Origin of the sequence: Oxynema aestuarii AP17 (genome assembly GCF_012295525.1) — a bacterium.
GTDB lineage: Bacteria > Cyanobacteriota > Cyanobacteriia > Cyanobacteriales > Laspinemataceae > Oxynema > Oxynema aestuarii.
On sequence record NZ_CP051167.1, the window covers coordinates 1,930,348 to 1,953,348 of the forward strand.

The 23,001-nt window shown below is 52.6% G+C and carries 15 protein-coding genes and 1 tRNA gene; 6 read left to right on the forward strand and 10 right to left on the reverse strand.

All coding sequences use genetic code 11. The annotated features are described in order from the left end of the window. Window positions 1-38: 38 nt before the first annotated feature. Window positions 39-3,488 (forward strand): DUF11 domain-containing protein, encoded by a 3,450-nt coding sequence (locus HCG48_RS07755; RefSeq protein WP_168568642.1) that lies wholly within the window; start codon window positions 39-41, stop codon window positions 3,486-3,488. A gap of 103 nt (window positions 3,489-3,591) precedes the next feature. On the opposite strand, the gene HCG48_RS07760 is transcribed toward HCG48_RS07755, so the two are convergent. Next, entirely contained in the window at window positions 3,592-4,497 is a 906-nt protein-coding gene (locus HCG48_RS07760; protein WP_168568643.1) for a pentapeptide repeat-containing protein, read from the reverse strand. Between the two features lie 476 nt (window positions 4,498-4,973). Between HCG48_RS07760 and HCG48_RS07765 the strand changes: the two genes are divergently transcribed. Further along, window positions 4,974-5,615, forward strand: a complete 642-nt coding sequence (locus HCG48_RS07765; RefSeq protein ID WP_168568644.1) for a DUF2834 domain-containing protein — start codon at window positions 4,974-4,976, stop codon at window positions 5,613-5,615. Between the two features lie 361 nt (window positions 5,616-5,976). On the opposite strand, the gene HCG48_RS07770 is transcribed toward HCG48_RS07765, so the two are convergent. From HCG48_RS07770 to HCG48_RS07780, 3 genes are all read right to left on the reverse strand, one after another. Then, complete coding sequence (locus HCG48_RS07770; protein WP_168568645.1) at window positions 5,977-8,412, reverse strand: VIT domain-containing protein; 2,436 nt, start codon at window positions 8,410-8,412, stop codon at window positions 5,977-5,979. Window positions 8,413-8,538: 126 nt separating this feature from the next. Next, on the reverse strand, window positions 8,539-9,006 hold the full coding sequence (locus tag HCG48_RS07775; RefSeq protein ID WP_168568646.1) for a hypothetical protein: 468 nt from the start codon (window positions 9,004-9,006) through the stop codon (window positions 8,539-8,541). A gap of 112 nt (window positions 9,007-9,118) precedes the next feature. Then, window positions 9,119-9,796 (reverse strand): response regulator transcription factor, encoded by a 678-nt coding sequence (locus HCG48_RS07780; protein WP_168568647.1) that lies wholly within the window; start codon window positions 9,794-9,796, stop codon window positions 9,119-9,121. A 307-nt stretch (window positions 9,797-10,103) separates the two neighbouring features. Between HCG48_RS07780 and HCG48_RS07785 the strand changes: the two genes are divergently transcribed. Both HCG48_RS07785 and HCG48_RS07790 read left to right on the forward strand, forming a co-directional pair. Next, window positions 10,104-13,598, forward strand: a complete 3,495-nt coding sequence (locus HCG48_RS07785; RefSeq protein ID WP_168568648.1) for a sensor histidine kinase — start codon at window positions 10,104-10,106, stop codon at window positions 13,596-13,598. Between the two features lie 212 nt (window positions 13,599-13,810). Next, window positions 13,811-14,002 (forward strand): ribbon-helix-helix protein, CopG family, encoded by a 192-nt coding sequence (locus HCG48_RS07790; RefSeq protein ID WP_168568649.1) that lies wholly within the window; start codon window positions 13,811-13,813, stop codon window positions 14,000-14,002. A gap of 6 nt (window positions 14,003-14,008) precedes the next feature. On the opposite strand, the gene HCG48_RS07795 is transcribed toward HCG48_RS07790, so the two are convergent. Continuing rightward, a complete protein-coding gene (locus HCG48_RS07795; protein WP_375339330.1) occupies window positions 14,009-15,676 on the reverse strand; it encodes a hemolysin family protein in 1,668 nt (555 codons plus the stop codon). Window positions 15,677-15,874: 198 nt separating this feature from the next. Next, a complete protein-coding gene (locus HCG48_RS07800; protein WP_168568650.1) occupies window positions 15,875-16,576 on the reverse strand; it encodes a hypothetical protein in 702 nt (233 codons plus the stop codon). A gap of 300 nt (window positions 16,577-16,876) precedes the next feature. On the opposite strand from HCG48_RS07800, the gene HCG48_RS07805 reads away from it, so the two are divergent. Further along, a tRNA-Ile gene (locus tag HCG48_RS07805) sits at window positions 16,877-16,949 on the forward strand. A 79-nt stretch (window positions 16,950-17,028) separates the two neighbouring features. On the opposite strand, the gene HCG48_RS07810 is transcribed toward HCG48_RS07805, so the two are convergent. Then, the gene (locus tag HCG48_RS07810; RefSeq protein ID WP_168568651.1) at window positions 17,029-17,502 is read right to left on the reverse strand and encodes a hypothetical protein; all 474 of its coding nucleotides are present in this window, start codon (window positions 17,500-17,502) and stop codon (window positions 17,029-17,031) included. A 41-nt stretch (window positions 17,503-17,543) separates the two neighbouring features. Here HCG48_RS07810 and pyrE point away from each other — a divergent pair, with 41 nt between their 5' ends. Further along, entirely contained in the window at window positions 17,544-18,143 is a 600-nt protein-coding gene (pyrE, locus tag HCG48_RS07815) for an orotate phosphoribosyltransferase (RefSeq protein WP_168568652.1), read from the forward strand. Here pyrE and HCG48_RS07820 read toward each other — a convergent pair. From HCG48_RS07820 to thiC, 3 genes are all read right to left on the reverse strand, one after another. After that, window positions 18,140-19,708 (reverse strand): adenylate/guanylate cyclase domain-containing protein, encoded by a 1,569-nt coding sequence (locus HCG48_RS07820; RefSeq protein WP_168571799.1) that lies wholly within the window; start codon window positions 19,706-19,708, stop codon window positions 18,140-18,142. The genes pyrE and HCG48_RS07820 overlap by 4 nt on opposite strands. 265 nt (window positions 19,709-19,973) lie before the next feature. Further along, the gene (locus tag HCG48_RS07825) at window positions 19,974-21,272 is read right to left on the reverse strand and encodes an FAD-dependent oxidoreductase (RefSeq protein WP_168568653.1); all 1,299 of its coding nucleotides are present in this window, start codon (window positions 21,270-21,272) and stop codon (window positions 19,974-19,976) included. A 347-nt stretch (window positions 21,273-21,619) separates the two neighbouring features. Next, on the reverse strand, window positions 21,620-22,993 hold the full coding sequence (thiC, locus tag HCG48_RS07830) for a phosphomethylpyrimidine synthase (RefSeq protein ID WP_168568654.1): 1,374 nt from the start codon (window positions 22,991-22,993) through the stop codon (window positions 21,620-21,622). Window positions 22,994-23,001: the final 8 nt, after the last annotated feature.

The following is a 23,001-nucleotide window of genomic DNA, read 5'->3' on the forward strand; positions in this document are numbered from 1 at the left end:
CCGCGATGAACGCCTCTGCCAAGTTCCCGAACCGACTCATGAAACGAACCGCGAAATCCTCGTTTCTCCTCCCCCTCGCCCTACTCCTCTTCGGCGCCCTCCCCGCTCACGCTGAAGGGAGTCGGGAGTTAACGGCGAACGGGGGCGATCGCCCGTTTTTGGAATTTCGCCAACCGACTCTTACTTTTGCGGGAATTCCCTTTAGAACGACGATTCAAGTGTTCGTGCAAGCCGGGGAAACCATCGATTTAGGATCGAGCGCGATCGGGATTGGTCCCTTCGGAGACATTATCTTGCGACCCCCTAACGGCGGTTCTCTCAGTTGTCTCAACGATCTAGGTGGCAACGGTTTTATTGCCGACCGCGACGCAGAAAACGCCGGACCTTTTAATGCGGTGACCAATACCAATGCCGATGCTTTTACTCCTTGTACTGTCTCAGCCGCTCAAACAACAGCAGGTGGAACGGGAGTATGGGAAGTTGATTTTGTCAGTCCCGACCCGAGTGGTGGTGGTCCTCCAAATACAGGTAATACAAATGTGAATAATGACTGGGCACCTCAAACGGCTGCCAATGGTTTTGTGGCTGCATGGGATGTTACGGTACGAGACAGCAGTAATAACCCGATTCCCGGTCGGGCGTTTGCCAACTACTTAGCTTTAAATATGGGGGCTAACGGGCGATCCGCCCAGTCAGAAGTTATCGTTCAAACCCGAGATGGGTATCGATATCGCGTCAATCTCAATGGTTTAGATCCGGCGGGATTTCTCTTCTTTTCTAATAACAAAGGCTTTCAAAACACAGAAGGTCAGCCCTTATATCGTTCCGTCCAACTCGGCCCCCAGCTAGAATTTGCTCTTCCGGCTGGTGTTGATTTACAACGACCGAACGAACCCGACGATGAAATTGCAGGTGACTTTACTTACGATATTTTCTTCAACAATCCTGATTCTTTATTGCAATTACCTACTTTATCTCTTAATAATATTACTGATTTTCGATTTGAAGGGGCAGAAGCCGATACCAGTGGGCAAGCTGGAACCACTCCGTTAGGGGGGTCGTTCAAATTTACCCCTCCCAGTCCGGGGAATGCTGTCATTCAAATTGATGCCAACAACAATGGAGTGTTTACGGATCCAGAAGATGTAGAAATTATTGAATTCGTATCCGGAGGTATCGAAGCTGAAGTGTTTTGGGATGGCATAGATGGAACGGGAACTCCCGTTCCACCGAGTAACGTCCCTTATCAAGCCCAACTCCAATTCACCTTTGGTGAAGTTCATTTTCCGTTTATCGATCCGGAAAATAGTAATGGCATTATCATCGAGCGTCTTAATCCTAGCCTCGATTCCACAATATTTTTTAATGACGATACGACGACGGAACCCGGACCCATTGATAATAACGAAATAGATAGTATTAGCGGGACTCATGGGTTCAGTAATGACTTTGGGGATGTAAAAGGGATCGATCGCTGGAGCTTCTTTATTCCAGATCCTCTCGAACTTCAAGGGGGGATTACGATTGCCGCCGCCGATTTAGAGATTACCAAAACTCATACCCCCGAACCTCTCGTTGCTGGAGGCAATATCACCTATACGATCGTCGTGACGAATAACGGTCCTAATGATGTCACTGACGTTCCCGTGACTGACGAGATTCCTACAGTAATCAGTGAAGTGACCTGGACTTGTACGATTTCGGGAAATGGGAGTTGTGGTGAAGCGAGTGGAACGGGTAATGCGATCGCAACCACGGCGAGTTTAGAAAACGGAGCTAGTGCTACTTATACCGTGACTGGCATTCTCGATACCAATGCCACTGGCGTATTAACCAATACGGCTACTGTCGAGCGTCCCGATGACGTTTCCGATCCCGATAATGATGACAACGACAACAATAACGACAATAACCGTTCTGAAACGGCGGTGGATACGACCACTATTGAAGCCCCCAATCCGGTTTTAGGGGTTGCCAAGGCAGCAGGAACCCCCATCTATAATGGGGACGGGACATTTACAATTCCGTACACAATTGTCGTTGAAAATTTAGGAAATTTACCCTTAAATGACGTTCAAATCACTGAAGATCTCAGTGCAGTTTTTACCGGAGTTAACAGTTTTAATGTTGTTGCCAATTCTATCAGCAGTCCTGACGGACTGAGTGTCAATCAAAATTTTGACGGACAAGGGAACAATAATTTATTAGCTGCCAACAATACCCTCGCGGTAGGAGACATCCGCACGATTGAATTTCAAGTGACCGTCAATCCCGGTGCAAATTTTGGACCGTATAACAATACTGCAACGGCGTCGGGAACGACCCCGGGAGGAACGGAAGTAACCGATGACTCCACCGACGGCAACGATGCCGACCCGAATGGGGATGGAACGCCGGATGAGAACGAACAAACGACTGTTACCCTTTCTCCCCAACCCCTCCTCGGTGTCGCGAAGGCGGCGGGGACTCCTGTCAACAATGGCGATGGCACGTTTACGATTCCCTATACGATTCAAGTTGAAAACTTGGGCAATGTCGCCATTGAAGACTTACAAGTTGTAGAAAATTTGACGAATACCTTCTCGGGGGTCAGTTCGTTTACGGTGGTGTCCAATTCCTTGACGAGTCCTTCCGGTTTGGTGGTGAACTCGAACTTTAACGGTCAGGGGAATAACAATTTACTGGCAACGGGAAATACTCTGGCGGTTGGTGCAACAGCAACGATTAGTTTTGAAGTGACGGTAACCCCGGGGACGAACTTCGGTCCGTATAACAATACGGCGACGGCTTCGGGAACGGGACCGGATGGAACGCCCGTGGAGGACGATTCGACGGATGGGAACGATGTAGATCCGGATGGGGACGGGACGCCAGATGAGGACGTTCCGACGACGGTTTCTTTGCTCGCACCGCCGGACGGGCGGGCCAATCTGCGCTTGGTGAAGCGGGTGACGGCGATTAACGATCGCACCTTCATCGATATCGTGGACGATCCGAACCTCGACGATAACGCGCCCAGTTGGCCGGGGAACTACCTACAAGGGCGGATCGACGTGCCGGATGTCTTCCCGGGCGACGAGGTTGAATATACAATATACTTTATGTCTGACGGCGAGGTTTCTGCCAACAATGTGAGGATTTGCGACTTGGTGCCGCTCAATCAAACGTTTGTCCCCAATGGATTTAACGGGTTGGCGCAAGCGGGGGGTGGCTTTGGTGGCGTCAATCGCGGGGTGGCGATCGCCTTCGGCTTGAATGCGCCCCTATCTTATACCAATGCCAACGATGGCGATATCGCTCGCTTCTTTACCCCGGGTAACTTCGTCCCGGTGCCGCCGGGAGGGGCCGCACCGCAACCTTGTCCGGCGGTCAATAACTCGGCCAATGGCAATGGGGCGATCGTCATCGAACTGGGCGATTTACCGAGTGTCGCGGACGATCCACAACGTGCCTTTGGCTTTATCCGTTTCCGGGCGACGGTGGATTGAAGCTGCCTTGCAATCGACAGGGACAAGACCAACCGACAATAGAAAAGGACACGACATCTGCCGTGTCCTTGAAGGTGTGGAGGTGAACTGTGCAGACGATCGCTCAATTCACCGGAGAACTGACCGTGCGATCGCGCCATGACATCGAACTCCCACTGGTCGTCAAGTAAAAATAGCGCCGGGTCAACTCCGGTAAAATGGCTCCGTTGAAATCCGTAGCCTCGATATTCGTCCCGACCAAGGTCGCATCGCTCAAATCCGCGCGCGTCAGATCGGCGCGGGTGAGATTCGCCCAATTGAGATTGGCATGATAAAGATAAGATCCCGAAAGATTCGCTCCGGTCAAATCCGCCCCCATCAAACTCGCCGATCGCATCTGCGCGTTGGTCAAATTGGCGACAATTAAATTAGCCCCTTCTAAATTCGTATGGGTCAACTTCGCCTCGCTCAAATTAATCCCGTTGAGATTGACCCCATTGAGATCCACCCCATTGAGAAACGCCTCACTCAAATTGACCCCATTAAACTGAGCGCCGTAAAGCATCGCCCCACTCAAGCGCGCGTGGGTCAAATTCGCCCAACTCAGATTCGCCCCGGTTAAGTTGGAACTGCGCAAATTCACCCATTCCATGCTCGCACTGGTGAAATTGACGCTGCGTAAATTGCTGCCGCGCAAATTGGTTCCCGTCAGGGTGGCGCCACTGAGTTTGGCTCTCGGCAATTTGGCTTTGATTAAAATCGCCCCACTCAAGACCGCTTTGGTCAAATCTGCATCGGCGAGCTTGCTATATTCCATTTTGGCAAAACTCATGTTCGCCCATTGGAGCTGAGCGTCACTTAAATCGGCTTTGGTCAGGTTGCTGCGGCTGAAATTCGTCCCCCGAAGATTGGCTCCACTCAGGTCGATCCCGACTAAATGGGTTCGACTTAAATCGACTCCACTTAGATCGACCCCAGCAAAGTCTCTTTCGCCCCGCTCGTACCGTTCGAGTAATTCGCTACTATTCACGATCGTTCCTGCTCCAATAATGTCTACGCCATGCTCGCTCAAGTGGCAAAGGTTGACGGTCGGTAGGAGAATAACTCCCGGCGTTGCCTCGTTCCCGTTATGGTGATTCGGATTGTCATGGGAGCAACTGCGATCGCTAGACCATTGCCAATATCATACTTTTCTCAAAAAGCGATCCTAAGTAATAATCTTTTAAGGTTTCCCTTATTGTTAATTCTACTACATAAACACTGGAGAAAATCTCAACGGTCGTGAAATTTTGTTACTCATATTGTGTCCATTTTTACGGAAAAACAAACAAATTCTATAAGTAGCAACACGGAATTTCTGGTCTCGATCGCCCCATCCGGTCCGAAGGCCCCCGTCACCCGTACCGCCGCCAGGTCGCGAAACTCGGGAAACGACTTGGATCGAACCCCCTTGGAACTCTAAAATCTAAACTCTGCACTCTAAAATCGGAAATTTCCATACTTGTAATGTTACGAAAACTAGGATTTACCCTGTTATGGATAGGTGCGATCGCCTATGCTTTTGGATTTGCTCCCCCCGATCGCCCGGAAACCTTCTCATTGATTCAAAATCTATCTACCGGAAACTGGGAAGGTATCAACCCGGCGATCGTTGCCTTATTCAACGTCATGGGAATTTGGCCCTTTATCTACAGCGCCGTGCTCCTCTTCGACGGACGCGGCCAAAAAATCCCCGCCTGGCCCTTCGCGATCGCCTCCTTTGCCGTCGGCGCCTTCGCCATCTTGCCCTATCTCGCCGTGCGATCGCCCAATCCCGACTTTGACGGCGACAAAAACCCCCTCCTCAACCTCCTAGACTCGCGCGGATTGGGAGCCTTTCTCTCCGTCGGCGCCGTCGTCTTGCTCGCCTACGGCGTCACCCAAGGCAACTGGGCCGAATTCGCCGCCGACTGGCAAAGCTGGCGCTTTATTCACGTCATGAGTTTAGATTTCTGCTTGCTTTCCCTACTCTTCCCCGCCCTTTTACACGACGACATGGCCCGTCGCCATTTAACCCGCCCAGTCGTGTTTTGGATCGTCGCCCTCGTTCCCTTGCTCGGACCGCTTGCATATTTGACCTGGAGACCGAGGATTGAGAGTCGGCAGTAGGATGTTAGCTATTAGGGTCTCTTACAGCACTCGGGCGTCTGATGAGGTACGGAGCCGATCCCTCTATCCCCCCTTCGCCCCCTATCCCCCCTTCGCCCCCCTTTCAAAGGGCGGTTGGGGGGATGGTTGGGGGGATTTCGAGGGGAACGAGGAAAGTAGGGGTTGGGTAACCAAACCCCTACCTGGCGAGGGGGATTTAGGGGGATCTAAATGTTTTGCATAGCAGAGGAAAATGCTGTATAGCATTTTTCAAAAATAATGAGAGAGAGCGAGGGTAAGGACACGGCAATGCCGTGTCCCTCTAAAACCCCTAAATTTGACAACCGATCGAGGATGGCTAAATGACCCGACTCCCCACGTCCTACGCCTTATTAACCCGTAACTTCAGCCGCACGTCACCCGAGAACCCATTAGGGACGACCCAACGGGAGAGCGATCGCCGGAGGCTCGTAATCGCCAGGCGATCGGGCAACGCCGAAGCCCGATCGTCGAAGATAACGCGCACCACGCGGCCATTTTCAACCTTCAACTCCCAAACGGTCTCGCCGCTTAAGCTGGGGTCGAAATTGTGCTGGGCTAAATACCGCTCCAGATCGGCGATCGCCGCTTCCTCCAGACCCTCCGCCTCAAGAACCTCAATCCGATTTCCGGCGCCCGGTTCCGGGGCCGCCAGACCCACCTCTTCCTCAGCTCGTTGCAGGCGCACGCCTCCACCCGGGCGACGGGTGGCCATTCCTGTAGGCGACGGGGCAGACATCGCACCTGTGGGCGGCGGGGCTGGGGCAAATTGAACGCGATCGTCTACATCGCCGAAAATGCCCTCGTAACTGACCCCTTCCGGCAATTCTACCGGGACTTCGACGCGACGAGTGGTTCCGTCGGGATCGACGCGCACTTCCTCGCTGACCGCGACAAAAGCGGTGTATTGAGACAGGAGGCGATAAGTGAGGGCCGTATCGGTGACCGCCTCCACGGCGGACGTGGTTTCGCCGCCGTACATTTGCGACATCAACTCCTTAATCCGCGCCCGTCCCCAGAGTTGGGCGATCGCCGGATTCCCAGACTCCTCAAACGTCATCCGGAACAATTGCTCGTAACGCCGACCCCCGGCGGCGATTCCGCGCACCCGCAATTGACCTCGGGCGCGATCGCCCTTGCGTCCAAATAACACTAACGGCTGTTCGGCGAACAAGTCCGGCGGCGCTTGCGGATAGACTTGAGCGGGTTCGCCGCCGCCTTCCCAGGCGACCTCGATATTGGTCAGCACCGGATTGTTGATTTGGCGGAAAAAGCGATCGGCCACTTCTCCCGTAGGTTCGTCCTGACGGATGACTTGCGCCGTTCCCCGTCCGACCTCGGCGAGGCGATCGAGTAAAAAGCGGTTGACCGAACTGCCGACCCCGAAACTATACAAACGATTGCCCGCTTGCAAGCGTTCCTGAACTTCCGCAATCACCTCGTTATCGTTACCGATATAACCGTCGGTAATCAGTACGACACTGCGCAAGCGTCCTTCCTTGGCGGCGGGAAAATTCAGCACCGCTTGCATTCCATTGAGCAACTCCGTCCCGCCGTTGGCGTCGAGTTTGTCGATGTAACTTAAAGCCCGGCGGCGGTTGGCGGGGGTATTTTCCAGAGGTTCGGCGGATAAGGCTTGGGCCGTATTGGCAAAATCGATAATTGTAAATGTATCGTTAGGATTGAGTCCGTTGATAAAACGGCGCATCAACTCTTTAGACTTCGCCAGAGGATCGCCGGATTGAGATCCGGAGGTATCCATTAAAAAGACGACATCTTTGGGAACAATTTCTTTAGTATCGTAATCGATCGCCGGAATCAGATAAATCGCAAAATGGCCGCCGCGATCGTCCCCTTGGGTCAACACCGTGGCTTTGGTATTGTCTCCCGAAACGCGATAGCGCAAAATTAAATCTTTATTCGGAATCGTATCGTCCGGGGCGAGACGAACGGCGATCCGGTTCTCGTCGAGTTGGCGGGTTTCGAGATCGTGAGACGGCGATCGCACCTCCGAGATCGGCACTCCCGCATCGATTTCCACAGTCACGCCGATATCGTGCCCCGATCGCACCTCCGGCGGCAATACCGGGGGAGTGATGCGCGACGCATCCGGGACGCGATCGCTGTTTCCCTCGCGATCGATCGCCTCTCCCGGAATATAACGCGGTCCGACCACCATCGGAAAAACGAATTCGTAATCGCCACCTTCAAATTGCAACGAATCGGTATAGCGAATCGTCACGTCAATTTCTTCCCCCGGTTTAATATTGGCTAACGATTGGGTAAAAATATTAGCGCGTTCTTGTTCGAGGAGTCCGGCGGTCCGTCCTTCGCGTTTGGCGTCTTCGTAAATTTGTTGCGCTTCTTCTCGTTCTTTGATTTCCCCTTTAATAATACGATCGCCGATTTTAATTTCCATATCGTCCACCGCCGCCTCGTCGGGTAACGGGAACACGTAAACCGCTTCTAAAGGTTCTTCAAACGGATTTTGAAACGTTTGGGTCACTGCGACCCGAGAAAGATTTCCCGCAATTGTGGCGTTAACTTCCGTATGTTTGAGGGGAAAAACCTGACGTTCCCCGTCTTCGGAAACGGCGTACAAGCCTCCGGTTTCCCTCGCGGTTTCGGCGGCAGCGCTCGATCGCCCCCGGGCGGTCACTTCGGTATTAGAATGGCTGCGGGAGATCGGCGTCCAGGTTTGAGCTAAAGCAAATTTGGCGATCGCGCCCACCCCTGCCAGCAGGAGGGTACAGGCGATCGCAGTATAGAGAGGTTTCATAATTTAGGGTTCTCAAACATGCTGAATCTGTAGGTTATTCCAGCATGGCACAGTTCGATCCGCGCGATCGCGCGGTTACCTTTTTGGTAACGCCATTTTAACCCCGTCTCCGTGGCGATCGCCCTGTCAACGATAGTCCAAATTTTGGCATTCTTTAAACTCGTCGATCGCCGTGTCTGGAATTTGAGCCGTGGCGAGTTTTTGAAATCCTTCTAAGTCTACTGTTTCATTTTGGTAAAAGTCCCAGGGCGAAGCATCGGAGAATCCGTAAGCGGCGCGACTCGGTGTCGCGACATCGGCATTATCGATCGCCTTCGGTCGAACCTTTCCTCGATAACAGGTGATATTGCCAGTTTGGTAAATATAGTAGATGCCGCGAACAGTTTCCCCATTTTTAGTAAAAATCGAATACGCCGAACCCCCTTGTTTCGGATCGCCAACTTCCCCGTAAAAATGGGTTCCGTCACTCAATTCCGTCAGGGGTTGGGTCATCGTGTCGCGATCGGCATTTTCCGCCTTGGCTGGGCTCGGTGCGATCGCGATTCCGGCGATCGCACTGAAGGTTACTAAAGTTAAATGAATCATAGATTTCATGAGAAATAATTTCTTATTCTTGAGTTCTGAATTACTCTCACTCTATCTATTTACCGACGATCTTCGCGTCTACCTTTAGTTAGAAAACCCGCAAACCGATCGCTATTCGCCGCTATTCGCAAGTTCTCAAGCGATAGCCAAACCCATGAACGGTTTCGATCGGATCGTCTGGGGCGCCAATTTCACGAAATTTCCGGCGCAAACTTTTAATATGAGCTTTAACTGTTTCTTCGCTGGGCGGTTCTTCTAAAGACCATAAATATTCGAGAATTTCACCGCGACTGAGAACCCGGCGACCGTTGCGCACGAATAATTCTAAAAGTGAATATTCTTTAGGGGTCAATTGTAAAGGACGATCGCCGTAAGTGACTTCATAGGTCGTCGGATCGAGTCGCAAGTCGCCCCAGGTTAAAATAGGAGGCGCCGCGTCTTGCGATCGCCGCAATAACGCTCTCAAACGAGCGAACAATTCTGAAAGATCGACGGGTTTGACGAGATAGTCATCTGCCCCGGCATCCAATCCTTTCACTTTATCCCGACTGGTATCGAGGGCGGTCAACAACAAAATCGGTTGAAAATAGCCGTTGGATCGCATTCGCTTACAAAGACTGACCCCATCGAGTTTGGGCAGCATGATATCGAGTATAATCAAATCGTAATTCACCTGGGTGACTTGCTGCCAAGCAGCCTCCCCATCCCGGGCAATATCGACAATATATCGCTCGTCTGACAAAACTTCCGCTAAAGTTTCTGCCAAAGGAATATCATCTTCGACCACTAAAATTCTCATGGCTATCAATCCTAAAAGAGAGATTAAGCGTACTCGACCTTTTGAAAAAGGAACTTTACCAGCGATCGCCGCCCAATCTTGACGAACTTTGCCTCTCAATCCGAACATGTTCCCAACTTTGGCTGTTGGTAGCGGTCGGGACTCGTCAAGTATCGATCTCTCTTTTGAAAAAGGGCATACTTAAGCGAGAACTGAAAAAAGGAGGCGATCTTAACTCAAGCGCCAAGGGAACCCCTTTGATATCTGTGAAGCAACAGGTATGTCATCGCACCCGATCGATGTTGAGCAAGATTTACGAACGTTACAGATGAACGAAAATCGGGAAGAACGACAGGTTACTGGCGTCTTTGGACTAACGGCTTTAGCTATTGTTAGCTTCAGCTTGGTTTTTGGTGTTTTTTTATCCAGTACGATCGCATTACTCAACAAATCGCAATATGTGGGGGTATTAGCGATCGCCGACAGTTTTATTTTACTGCTCTTGCTGGGGCTGTATTGGTTCGTTCTCAGTTTAATGGCAGCTATTCGCCGATCGCCAAGAACGCCGGACAAAGGAGGCGCCGACCCTCTAGAACCGAACCCTGAAAGCTTCGACTGTGCAACTGAAAAGATAGGAGAATCGACAAGAGATTCCATACCCAATGTATCCGATCCGGCGATCGGTGCCAATAAAAAATATGAGGAGTTAACGGTAAGCGATCGCCGGGGTGGCGCCACCGAAATTGAGGAACTTAGTAACCGAGAACGGGAGCTACAAGCGATTTTCGATGGCGTTTCCGATGCCCTGACCATCCTCGACGACCGAGGCACCTATTTACAAGCCAATCCGGCAGCGTGGGACTTATTCGGTTTGGACGAGTCTCAACTTCTCGGTCACCGCCTCGCCGAGTTTATCGACGCCGAGAGCAATTCGGACGATAACTTCGATCGCATCTGGGCCGAGTTTCTGCAACGGGGCAAAATGCGCGGCAAATGTCGGATCGTGCGGGGGGACGGTACGACGAGGGAGGTGGAATTCTCCGCTACGGCGAATTTCCTGCCGGGACGTCACCTGTCGATCGTGCGCGACATTACCGATCGCCAACGGGCGGAAACCGCCTTGGGGGAACGGGAACAGCAGTTAAGTGCGATCGCCGCCAATATCCCCGGTTCGATCTATCGGGCCGTTATCGGGGACGACGGACGGCTACAACTGACCTATATCAGTCCCGGGGTGCAAGCCCTTTACGAAATCTCCCCAGAAGTAGCGATCGCCGATCCTCAATCCTTGTTCGATTGCATCCATCCCGAAGATCGAAGCACCTGCGATCGGCTTCGGCGCCAGGCGAGCGCGAACCTCGCCGATTTTGACTGCCGATATCGGATCGTCACCCCCTCCGGTCGAGTGAAGTGGATTCGCGAAACAGGGCGCTGTTCGCGCGATCGTCGCGGCGCCTTCGTCATCGATGGAGTCTGTCAGGATATCAGCGACCTCCACGGGGCGATCGCCGCCCGACAACAGAGCGATCGTCAATTTCAAGCCCTCGTCGAAAATTCCCCGGATATTATCGCCCGCTTCGATCGCGATCGGCGCTACGTTTATGCCAATCCGGCAATTGAAAAGGCCACCGGAATCCCTCCGGATACCTTCTTCGGCAAAACCAACAGCGAACTGGGAATGCCCCCGGAATCCGTACTCCAGTGGGATCGCGCTTTGATGGACGTCTTTGCAACGGGACGATCGCAGACCCTCGAATTTGACTTTCTCACCCCTATCGGACGGCGCTACTATCAGAGTCGGCTCGTTCCCGACCTCGACGCCGAAGGGGGGGTCAAATCCGTCTTATCCGTCGTTAGAGACATCACCGAACTCAAGCAAAGCGAAGCCGCCTTGCGCGCCAATCAACATTTACTCCAACAAATTGCCGATACCACTCCAAGCCTAATCTGCATTTACGATCTCACCTGTAATTGCGATCTCTATCTCAATCGCGAAAGTCGGATGTTTCTGGGATTGCCTACGGAAGGGGCGATCGTCGGCGGGACGGACTTATTTATGCAGCGCACCCATCCCGACGATCGCCCCTTCTGGCAGGACGTTAAAATCCGGCTCACTCAGCTCGACGATGGCGAAATTTTTGAGAACGAATACCGCTTGCAACATGCGGACGGTCAGTGGCGCTGGTTGCATTCGTGGGAAGTTGTTTTTAAACGCAATCGGGAAGGGCAACCCCAACAAATTCTCAGCGTGGCGATCGATATTACCCAGCGTCGCCAAGTTCAAAAACAACTGAGCCAAAGCGAAGTCCTTTATCGCACCCTGGTTCAGAATTTTCCTAACGGCGCGGTGGTTTTATTCGATCGCGATTTGCGCTATACCTTCGCTGAAGAAACGCCCTTGCTCGATGTCGAACCCTCGAAGGTCAGCTTAGAAGGAAAAAGCATTTTTGAACATTTCAATCCCGCCACTTGCGAAATTCTCGAACCTCCTTTGCGTGCCGTTTTTGCGGGGCAATCTTCGGTCTTAGAAATGCCCTATGGCGATCGCTTTTATACGGTTCACGTGCTTCCTATCGCCGACGACCGAGGGGAAATTTATGCGGGACTGTGCATGACTCAAGATATTACCGATCGCAAACAAGCCGAACTGGAATTATTAGAAGAGCGCAATTTTATCGCTGCGGTGTTGGATACGGCGGGAGCGCTGGTTATCGTCCTCGATCGCGAGGGTAAAATTGTTCGGTTTAACCGGGCTTGCGAACGGATGACCGGATATCCGTTTGACGAGGTAAAAGATCGAGTTTTTTGGGAATTTTTACTGCTGCCTGAAGAACGCGAAGCGGTCAAACAGGAATTTAACCACCTGATAGAAACTACCCCGTCAAGCGAATATGAAAATTATTGGGTTGCCAAAGATGGCAGCCGCCGACTGATTTCTTGGTCGAATACGCTGCTGTTCGATCGCGATCGTTCTCTGAAATATATTATCGGCATCGGCATCGACATCACCGATCGCAAACGGGCGGAGAAAGTGGAACGGGCTTTGCAGCGCGAGCAGGAATTAAATCAACTCCAATTGCGCTTTTTTTCGATGGTTTCGCACGAATTTCGCACGCCCCTGAGTACGATTTTGATGTCGGCTCAAAGTTTGGAGAAAAACTCTCCTAACTTTGAGCCGGGTCGGATTTTAAAAAATTCTCGGCGGATTCAAAGGTCCGTGCAGCATACCCTACAATTACTCGACGATATTCTAACGCTCAATCGCGCGGAAACTGGAAAGTTAGAGTTTCAACCCGCCCCGTTGAATTTGATTCAGGTTTATCGGCAAATTATCGAAGAAGTGCGGTTGACTTTTGATGGCGATCGTCCTCTCAATTTTAGTTACGATCTCTGGTTGCTGCCGCCGAGTCGGCGAGTTTCTATGGATGCTAAATTGCTGCGATCGATTGCCCTGAATTTACTCTCGAATGCGATCAAATATTCGCCTCAAGGAGAAGGGATTGAAGTCGAGTTATCTTCTGCGTCGGGGTCTATCGACGAGGATGGTTCGGTGCGTTTATCCGGAGAGGGGGAGCCAAATTTATCGATTTTGACCGTGAAAGATCGCGGAATTGGTATTCCCGAGTCGGATCTCCCGCACTTGTTTGAAGCGTTCCATCGCGGCGCAAATGTCGGCAGTATTCCCGGAACCGGATTGGGGTTGACGGTGGTCAAAAAATGTGTGGATTTACACGGCGCGGCGATCGCCGTAACCAGTAATGTAGAAGGAGACGCACCAGTGCGAGGCACGACCTTTACCGTGACTATTCCTTTCTCTATCTGAGCGATCGGTTTCGGACTCGCCCCACGGATCGATCGGCGGTCCGATCTCTAACCTGTAGAGTGCAGATCTTTTGTCATCCCTTCCTGACTCGACGTTTAGACATCTTTCTTGTAACTCTTCTCATCGACTTTCAAGCTCTCCTAACTGGCTCCTTGCCACAGACTGGATCCCCTTGCTACCTTAAGCAATGTAGCTACAATAAGTATGACAACATGGCTAGAGACTACATGCTGCGAATTCGGCTCAACAGCCAAGAATTGGAAAAATTGAAAGCGGAAGCACAGCGACGAGAACTGTCGATGTCGGAAGTGGTGCGCGATTACATCAAACGGATGCCCAAACCGAAGAAGGCGCCGCAAAACATGACCGAGACAATGACCGAAACGTCCTCAACTCAGGGGTGAGGGTGGTCACTCGGTCCGTCGGTCCGCATCGTCGGGGCGATCGCTGGAGTCCGACTCCTCGCCGAGGTCGAAATCGAGGGAAGAGTCGGCAGGGGGTTGGGGACGTTCCTCCTCGTCAAAAGTCCAATCGAGGACGGTCGGCGGATTTACCGGAGATTGTGATTGCGATTCCGATTCCGGTGTGGGTTCGGGGAGAGGTTCGTCAAAGCTTTCTGGGGTATCGACCGGGGTGGGGGTTGCAGAGACCTCGTGGCGGTAAATGCGGATTTGGTTGAGGCGCGGACCTTCAGCCGAGACGACGGTAAATTCGAGGTTGTCATAGTGAAGGGTTTCGCCTTGTTGGGGGATTTTTTGAAATTGATAGATGACGAAACCGCCGAGGGTTTGATATTCGTCGATTAAGGGTAATTCGAGATTGAGTAATTCGTTGACTTCTTCGAGATGTAACTGCGCCTGAACTAAGAAGGTGCGATCGTCGATCATCTGCAAGGTCAACGCTTCGGGGTTTTCCGCTTCGGGATTTTCGCCGATAATTTCCGCGACCAAATCGTTAATGGTGACCAATCCCGCCGTCCCGCCGAACTCATCGACCACGGTGACCATCGATCGCCGCGATCGTTGCATCATCGGCAGCAATTCGCTCAAGGGGGTATATTCGGGAACGAAACGGGCGGGTCGAATCCACGGCTCGATCGAGCTGTCCGGATGGAGGATCCCCCGGGCGAGGGGTTCGGCGAGTTCTTTAAAATAAATAATGCCGCGAATGTCGTCTAAAGATTCGCCGATCGCCGGATAGCGGGAGTGACCGCTTTCGACGACTTCGTCGAGTAAGTTTTGAAACTTGGCATTGTAAGCAATGGCGCGGATGCTGGTACGCGGGATCATCACCTCGCTGGCGCAGACATCGCCGAACTCAAAGACATTATTGAGCAGTTCTCGTTCTTCCGCCTCCAAGCCGATCGATTCGCGTTCCGTGGCGATAATCAGTTGCAGTTCTTCCGGGGTCACGCGGTTGTACCACCCCTGACCGCTATAGCGAATTCCGAACAGGCGCAATAAAAAGCGTGTCGATTGATTGAGAATCCAGATAAAGGGGTTGAAGAAGCGGGCGATCGCCAAACTCGGCGGACCGAGGAGGCGCGCGAGTTGTTCGGCGTAGAGCATCGCCATCGACTTCGGACAGAGTTCGCCGAGGACGATTTGCAAGTAGGCGACCATGAAAAAGGCGACGGGGATCGCGATCGAATGGGCGAGAACGTCGCTCACTTCCGTGGAAAGGGGGAGACCGCGCACTCCGGCGACGACGACCACCGCCATCGTATTTTCGGCAATCCACCCCAGGGCCAAACTCGACAGGGTGATCCCCAGTTGGGTCGTGGAGAGGAGGCGATCGATATGGCGTTGTAAGTGCTGGACAGTTTTCGCCTGGAGGTCGCCGCCATCGGCGAGTTGGTTGATGCGCGATCGCCGCACGTAGACCATCGAAAACTCAGCCGTGACGAAAAAGGCGTTAATCGCGATCAGGGCAAAAACGGACAGCAAGCGCCAGAACAGATCGGGCTGAGTCTCGGAAACTCCGAGTGGGACTTGGGCTTGGGATACGACCGAGGCGCCAAAGAGGACGGCGACGAGGGCAAGTATCCAAGAGACAGACAAACGGCTATAAAAACGCACCGGAGGATTTTAGGTGTTGGATCTAAGCTAAGGATTCGTATTCTACCGAGTGATGTTGGATTTTAGAGTTTAGAGTTTAGATTTTAGATTTTTTAGATTTTAGAGTTTAGGTTTTAGATGTTAGATTCAAGAGTAACCTAGGCGGCGATCGCCCGCGATCGGACGATCGCCCACCGTTGGCTGAAGTTGGGCGCGGGTTTACGGGGCGATCGGAATGGGAGACATGTCTAACTCCAATTCGCGATCGGGATAGTCCGTCAGACTCATCGAGACTTGTTTCGCCTCATCGAGCAAACTGGTGGGAATGCTCACCGTTCCGGTATACACCCGGGCGTCCGGGGGTAGGTCGCCGGGGAGACCGTCGGTACTGGCGCTCAAGACCCGACCGCGATCGTCGGTGACGTTTAAGAAACTATAGAGAAACTGGATCGAGCGATCGCTTTCGTTTTTGAGACTGACATCGAGAACTAAGGAATTTTCCTGTTTTTTCACCGATCGCACCTCGAAGGTCACGTCGCGATCGCGCGCGGCGATCGGAAAGCGATCGTCTTTCTCTTCCTTGTTCTCCTCTGCTTTCGGTTCTGTTTTTTCCGGTGTTTCCGCTTTCGGTGCGGGAGACGGTTTTTCCTCCTTGGGTTCCGGTTCCACAGGCACTTTACCGTCCATCTGCGCCTCGACTCGCTTGATGACTTCCTCTTCTTTCAATAACTTCAGGGGGGCACCCCGTCCGCTATTGCCCGTGTTTTCACCAGTCCCATTGCTCGGACGCACGTCCGGTTGAGTGACATCTTTGAGGGCGTCTTTGCCGAGTTTGAGTCCCCAAGAGGCACTCAGTCCCCCCGCCCCAAACATCATGGCTAAGAGAAATAAGGTCAAGACAATCGTGGGGTTAATTCTCATAGGAGATTGGCGGTGATGTTGGATGGATGTTGGATTTTAGAAGATGAGAGCTCGGAGTTGAAAATTTCGATGGCGGGATCCCTCGGGCTGCTGCGGACTCGGCGATCGCGATCGCAGCAACTCGGCCCTGTATTTTTCATACATGCTTTATCATAATCAATCCGCTACCCACGGCGATCTCGTCGTCGCTTAGACTTGGCCCGAACTGCTAGACAGCAGGAATTGAGGCAAGCTATAATTGCATCGTTTCGCGATCGCGTCCCGACCTGCGATCGATCCTCGCGTAAAACGAAACAACCCGGGCGGTTGGCCGAGCGGTTTAGGCAGCGAACTCATAATTCGCCTTAGGCGGGTTCAACTCCTGCACCGCCCATGATTTTAAAAACGCAAACATTCCCAAAAAGCCCTTTCCGTACCTCCTATCCAGGTCGAAAGGGCTTTTCTACGGGGCTTCAGCGCAACGGTAAGGGGTCGAAACCCACCTGAGACCCCGAATTGCCATTGACCAACGGCGAACCCGGTAAGGTTTGTACGGAGGTGTTAAACGGATTGGTCAGATCCGGAGTCCGAATGACGCGATCGCCTGCGACCTGCTGTTCGAGAACTTGGTGATACAACTCGTTAACATTTTTCGCATCCCGAGCGATATCCCGTTCGGGAAAGGTAAACGGCAGCAAATAAAAATAAACTTGACGGGTAATCGAGCGATTCGTATAAAAATCTTTCGACCAACCGAAAAACTCCTCTTCAAATCGTTGGGGGATCGACCCTTCAAGATTTTGGGCGATCGCCCGCGACGGCATCGCCACACTCGCCAATCCGACAACGAAGGCCGTCGCCAATAACGCTTTCAATCGTCCTCTCATTACATTCACCCTCAGACATTGGCTAGATACTAACTCATCTTCCGCGATATGATGATTCACCGCACGATTTTTCTCGCCCACCTATCGAAAACCTTCCAGCGATGACCCTCACAGCCGATGCCCTCGTTCGCGCCGATTTAGCCGCCGTTCGCACTCAACTGCTCGATTTATTCTGCCAACTCGCCTATCGCGAGGGCGATTTCGTCCTCTCTTCCGGCGCGCACAGCAGCTACTACATCAACGGCAAACTCGTCACCCTCCATCCCCTCGGCGCTTTAGCCACGGGTCGCCTCCTGCTCTCGATGCTCGACGCCGACACCGGGGCCGTCGCCGGACTCACCCTCGGGGCCGATCCGATCGTCAGCGCCGTCAGCGTGGTTTCCGCTTACGAAGCTCGCCCGATTCCCGCCTTGATTATCCGCAAGGAAGCCAAAGGACACGGCACCCAAGCCTATATCGAAGGGCCCACCCTCGAACCCGGCACGAAAGTGGCAGTCCTCGAAGATGTGGTCACGACGGGAGCTTCCGCCCTCAAAGCGGTGAATCGCTTGCGGGATGCGGGATACGTGGTCGAAGAGGTCATTTCTCTGGTCGATCGCGCGGCAGGGGGCGCCGAACTCTACCGCGAGCAAGGGTTAGGATTTCGCGCCGTTTTCCCGATTGACGAAATCCAACGACGGGCGCGCCAATTGGCGAGTTAACAGGCTTCACTGTCTTGACTGTCGTCCTGTCGGACGCATCCGAGTAGAAAATAGGTGGTCATTTCCCCTTTGCCTTTAATGGCGATCCGACCCCGTTTTTTGACTCGATAGCGATCGCCTAAGTGAGCGCAGGTGGTTTCGCTGATGTGGATCCGACCGGGAACGCCGTGAGATTCCATGCGGCTCGCGGTATTGACTGCATCCCCCCAAAGGTCGTAAATAAACTTTTTAATGCCGATCACTCCGGCGATCGCCGCTCCGGTATTGATGCCGATCCGAAGGCTCAAATCGGTTCCCCGGGCTTGATTGAACAGTTCGAGACTCTGTTGCATGTCCAGGGCCATATCGGCGATCGCCTCGGCGTGGTCTTCCCGAGGGGTGGGCAATCCTCCCGCCACCATATACGCATCGCCGATCGTTTTGATTTTCTCTAAATCGTGTTTGTCGCAGAGGCGATCGAAACTGGAAAAAATCTCGTTGAGCAAACTGACCAGATCGCGGGGGGATGTCTTCGCCGCCAACGGCGTAAAATTCACTAAATCTGCAAATAAAATCGTCACTTCCTCGAACCCTTGGGCGATTAACCCGGGTTCTTCTTTGAGCTGTTTGGCAATTTTGCGCGGCAAAATATTGAGTAACAGCCGTTCTACCTTCTTTTTCTCCCACCGCAAGGCTTGCGCCGTTTGTTTGCGTTCGGTAATGTCGTGGACAAAGACCGATAAACCTTCGTAAGAGGCGAAGGCGCGCACTTCCAACCACCGCCGCAAGGGGCGATCGTATTCTTCAAAATTAACGCTGACTTGTTGGTTCATCGCTTGGCGATAGTGGGTCTCAAACTTCGATCCGATCGCCTCGGGAAATTCTTCCCAAAACTTACGACCGAGCAGATCGTCGATCTCGCGCTTCAACAGTTGTGCGGCGACCCGATTGACGTAAGTAAAGCGCCACTGGCGGTCTAAGGCAAAAAAGCCGTCGGTCATACTTTCGAGCAGATCGACGATTTGACGGTCCGAGGCGCGTAGTTTTTCTTCCGCTTCTTGTTGGCGTTTGAGCTGGCGCTGCAATTTCTTGAGGTTGAGCCGCAATTCCATTTGGGCGATCGCCTGTCTCGCCAAGGCTTGTAAGGCTTGCTGCTGTTCCCGAGTCAGTTTGCGCGGGACGCGATCGATCGCGCATAACGTTCCTAACGCATAACCGTCCGGCGTCACTAACGGCGCCCCGGCATAAAAGCGGATATTCGGATCGGATGTCACTAAGGGATTGCCCGCAAACCGCTCGTCTTCCAAGGCATTGGGAACCACGAGCAGTTCGTCGGGATTGAGAATCGCATGGGCGCAAAAGGCGTAATCTCGCGGGGTTTCGCTGGCGTCTAGACCGACTTTCGATTTAAACCATTGGCGGTTGGCGTCGATCAAACTCACCAACGAGATCGGCGTTCCGCAAATATGGGAGGCTAAGGCGGTAATGTCGTTAAAAGATTGTTCTTCTTCGGTATCGAGAATCTCGTAACGACGCAAGGCGTTGAGACGTTCGATTTCATGCTCGGCGAGAGGCGCAACTTGCATCGATGCTCTACGGTGCGATCGCCGATCGGACCCCGGGGACGGTAGAAACTGGGTAAGCCGACGCAGCAAGGCGATCGGCGCCTCCCTCAACTCGAAGCCGATCGCTCGGAGGGCGTGCCAAATTCGCATTGGATGGGATGGTTTCTTACACAAATCAATAAACTTGGAATGCTTGCAACTTGAAATGAAATGCCCCGATGTCGATCGAACGTCGAATGCTCGCGCACCATAACAGACCGATCCCTCTCCCTATTCTCATTTTGCCCTATTTGTATGCCGCGATCGCCTCCGCCAGTTCCCGCGCGGCCCGCAGTCCGGACAAATACGCCCCATGAACGGTTCCGGGATAGTCTCGCGAGGTCGCTTCTCCGGCAAAAAATAGCCGGGATCCCACCGCTTCGGCGAGGCGATCGCGATCGTCGATCGTCGCGCCGACGGGGATTTGAGAGTACGACCCCCAGGAAAAGCGATCGCGACTCCAGCGCGTCACCCGGGCGTTTTCCGGTTCGGGAACCGACGGGCCGAACATTCGCCGCAATATGGCGATCGCCTGGGAGACGATCTCGCGATCGCTCTGGTTTTCTAACTCTCGCGCTGCTTTCCCCGCCGTCAGGGCTATTAATACGGGCCGCCCGCTACATTTTTGGCCGTTAAAAAATTCCCAAAAGGCGCTATTTTCTCGATTGAGATAGCCGATTAAATCGCGATCGCCTTCCCAAAAGGTTTCCGGAAATTGCAGCACGATCTTATTTAACGTTCCCATTTCTAACCGGGCGATCGCCTCGCGTTTATTGGGTGGCAATTCTGGCAAAAATTGGACGCTTCCCGCTTTTAAAACCCCTAATGGCAAGGTGGAGATCGCCTCGGTTCCCTTAAAGTTGTCCGTTTCGGTCGTTACGTTTACCCCGTCTTCAACGATCGCAATTTGTGTGACGATTTGCTGGTAGCGAATATCGAGGTTTTCGCTCAACTGTGCGACGATGCGATCGTAGCCTTCGGGAAACAGATAATCGGCCCCTGCAAAATCCTCGTCTTCGTCCCAATACCAACAAGAAAGCCGTTCTAAATCCATCCCGGTTTCGACGAGCAGTTCCGACGCTCTGCACCAGTGGATTAAATCGATCGATTGGTTCTGTTCTTCGTTATTTTCTTCTACTTTGGCAAACTCTTGCCAAGCTCGGGCGATCGACAGATCGCTTTCTAGGCTTTCCGCTTTCCGTTTGACTCGGGCGATCGCTTTGGCGAACTGTTTCCAACTTTTCCAAATATCTTTTTCACGAATCTTATTCCCATTGTGGTCGTAAATGACTAAGTTATCGTAATCAGTTTTAACGAGGGGTAAATGATACTGTTTCGCGAGCTTGCCGATCGGATTTTTTTTTATTCCGTGAATCCAACTCGCCCCTAAGTCTACCGGATATCCGAGGGTGCGATCGGTATAAATTCGCCCGCCGAGGCGATCGCGTCCTTCTAATACCGTCACTTGAATATTCTGTTTTTGCAAGAAATTTGCCGCAGCGATTCCGGCGATTCCCGCACCGATAATCAACACCGATTTAGCCATTATTTTGAATAATAACCCATTGATTTTGAGGAGGTATTGTCTATAATACAGGGTTTCTCAGTCTGCTGAGGTATGGCGGAATCTCTTGATTTCGGGATTGGGTTGAGTTTGATGTACCTCACTGGCTTAAAAAACGCTATAGATCCCCCTAAATCCCCCTTTGAAAGGGGGACTTTCCTCATTCCCCCCGAAATCCCCCCAACCCCCCTTTGAAAGGGGGGCGAAGGGGGGATAGGGGGATCGATACTGTACCTCAGCAAGCGCCCGAGTGCTGTATAATCCAGCTATTTTCATAAAAAAAGGTGGGTCGAAACCCACCGATTCTTGATGTTCAACTCGACGATGACCTAGACTTGATTGACGGGTTCTTTTTCTAAGAACTTCTCTAATTCCGCCAACGCATCCGCATCCACTTTCGTCTGCATCGGGCAGAACTTCGGTCCGCACATCGAACAGAATTCCGCCGTTTTGTAGATATCTTGCGGTAAGGTTTCGTCGTGATATTCCCGGGCGCGGTCGGGATCGAGCGCCAGTTCAAATTGACGATTCCAATCGAAGTTATAGCGAGCTTGCGAGAGCTGGTCGTCGCGATCGCGCGCTCCCGGGCGGTGGCGGGCGATATCTGCCGCATGAGCCGCAATTTTATAAGCAATTAAGCCATTACGCACGTCTTCCGCATTCGGCAAGCCCAGGTGTTCTTTCGGGGTCACGTAGCACAACATCGCCGTTCCGTGCCATCCCGCGATCGCCGCCCCGATCGCCGAGGTGATATGGTCGTAACCGGGGGCAATATCGGTCACCAACGGTCCGAGAACGTAGAACGGCGCCTCGGAACATTCTTCCATCTGCTTCTTGACGTTAAATTCGATCTGGTCCATCGGAACGTGTCCGGGCCCTTCGACCATCACCTGCACGTCGTGTTCCCACGCCCGTCGGGTCAGTTGACCGAGGGTTTTGAGTTCGGCGAGTTGCGCTTCGTCGGAGGCGTCGTGGGTGCAACCGGGACGCAAGGAGTCACCTAAACTAAAGGAAACGTCGTATTTCTTGAAGATTTCGATGATATCGTCGAAATGAGTATAAAGCGGATTCTGCTTGTGATGGTGCAGCATCCACTTCGCTAAAATGCCACCGCCGCGAGAAACAATCCCGGTAATCCGATTTTTCACCAAGGGCAGGTGTTGGATTAAAATCCCGGCGTGGATGGTCATGTAGTCCACCCCTTGCTGGGCGTGTTTCTCGATGACGTGCAGGAAGTCATCGGCGGTGAGGTTTTCCATGCGTCCGTAGACGCTTTCGAGCGCTTGATAGACCGGAACGGTACCGATGGGCACGGGGGAAGCGTTGATAATCGCCGTGCGAATTTCATCGAGGTTCCCCCCACCCGTGGACAGGTCCATCACCGTATCGGCGCCGTATTTGACCGCCAGGTTGAGTTTTTTAACTTCTTCGTCGATGTCCGACGAGTTCGGCGAGGCGCCGATGTTTGCATTGACTTTGCATTTAGAAGCAATCCCAATGCACATCGGTTCTAAGTTGACGTGGTTGATGTTGGCGGGAATAATCATCCGCCCCCGGGCGACTTCTTCCCGAATTAAATCGGCGGGAAGATTTTCGCGCTTCGCCACGTAGTCCATTTCTTCGGTGATGACCCCCTGGCGGGCGTAGTGCATTTGAGAGACGTTATCTTGAGCGCTCCGCTTGGCTACCCATTCTGCTCGCATATTCGTTT

Excerpts from the sequence above, each read along its gene's own strand:
- HCG48_RS07820 (WP_168571799.1), bottom strand. The coding sequence starts at position 19,708 with ATGCAAGTTGCGCCTCTCGCCGAGCATGAAATCGAACGTCTCAACGCC.
- thiC (WP_168568654.1), bottom strand. The coding sequence starts at position 22,993 with ATGCGAGCAGAATGGGTAGCCAAGCGGAGCGCTCAAGATAACGTCTCT.
- HCG48_RS07785 (WP_168568648.1), top strand. The coding sequence starts at position 10,104 with ATGAACGAAAATCGGGAAGAACGACAGGTTACTGGCGTCTTTGGACTA.
- HCG48_RS07775 (WP_168568646.1), bottom strand. The coding sequence starts at position 9,006 with ATGAAATCTATGATTCATTTAACTTTAGTAACCTTCAGTGCGATCGCC.
- HCG48_RS07800 (WP_168568650.1), bottom strand. The coding sequence starts at position 16,576 with ATGAGAATTAACCCCACGATTGTCTTGACCTTATTTCTCTTAGCCATG.
- HCG48_RS07765 (WP_168568644.1), top strand. The coding sequence starts at position 4,974 with ATGTTACGAAAACTAGGATTTACCCTGTTATGGATAGGTGCGATCGCC.
- HCG48_RS07770 (WP_168568645.1), bottom strand. The coding sequence starts at position 8,412 with ATGAAACCTCTCTATACTGCGATCGCCTGTACCCTCCTGCTGGCAGGG.
- HCG48_RS07755 (WP_168568642.1), top strand. The coding sequence starts at position 39 with ATGAAACGAACCGCGAAATCCTCGTTTCTCCTCCCCCTCGCCCTACTC.
- HCG48_RS07780 (WP_168568647.1), bottom strand. The coding sequence starts at position 9,796 with ATGAGAATTTTAGTGGTCGAAGATGATATTCCTTTGGCAGAAACTTTA.
- HCG48_RS07790 (WP_168568649.1), top strand. The coding sequence starts at position 13,811 with ATGGCTAGAGACTACATGCTGCGAATTCGGCTCAACAGCCAAGAATTG.
- pyrE (WP_168568652.1), top strand. The coding sequence starts at position 17,544 with ATGACCCTCACAGCCGATGCCCTCGTTCGCGCCGATTTAGCCGCCGTT.
- HCG48_RS07825 (WP_168568653.1), bottom strand. The coding sequence starts at position 21,272 with ATGGCTAAATCGGTGTTGATTATCGGTGCGGGAATCGCCGGAATCGCT.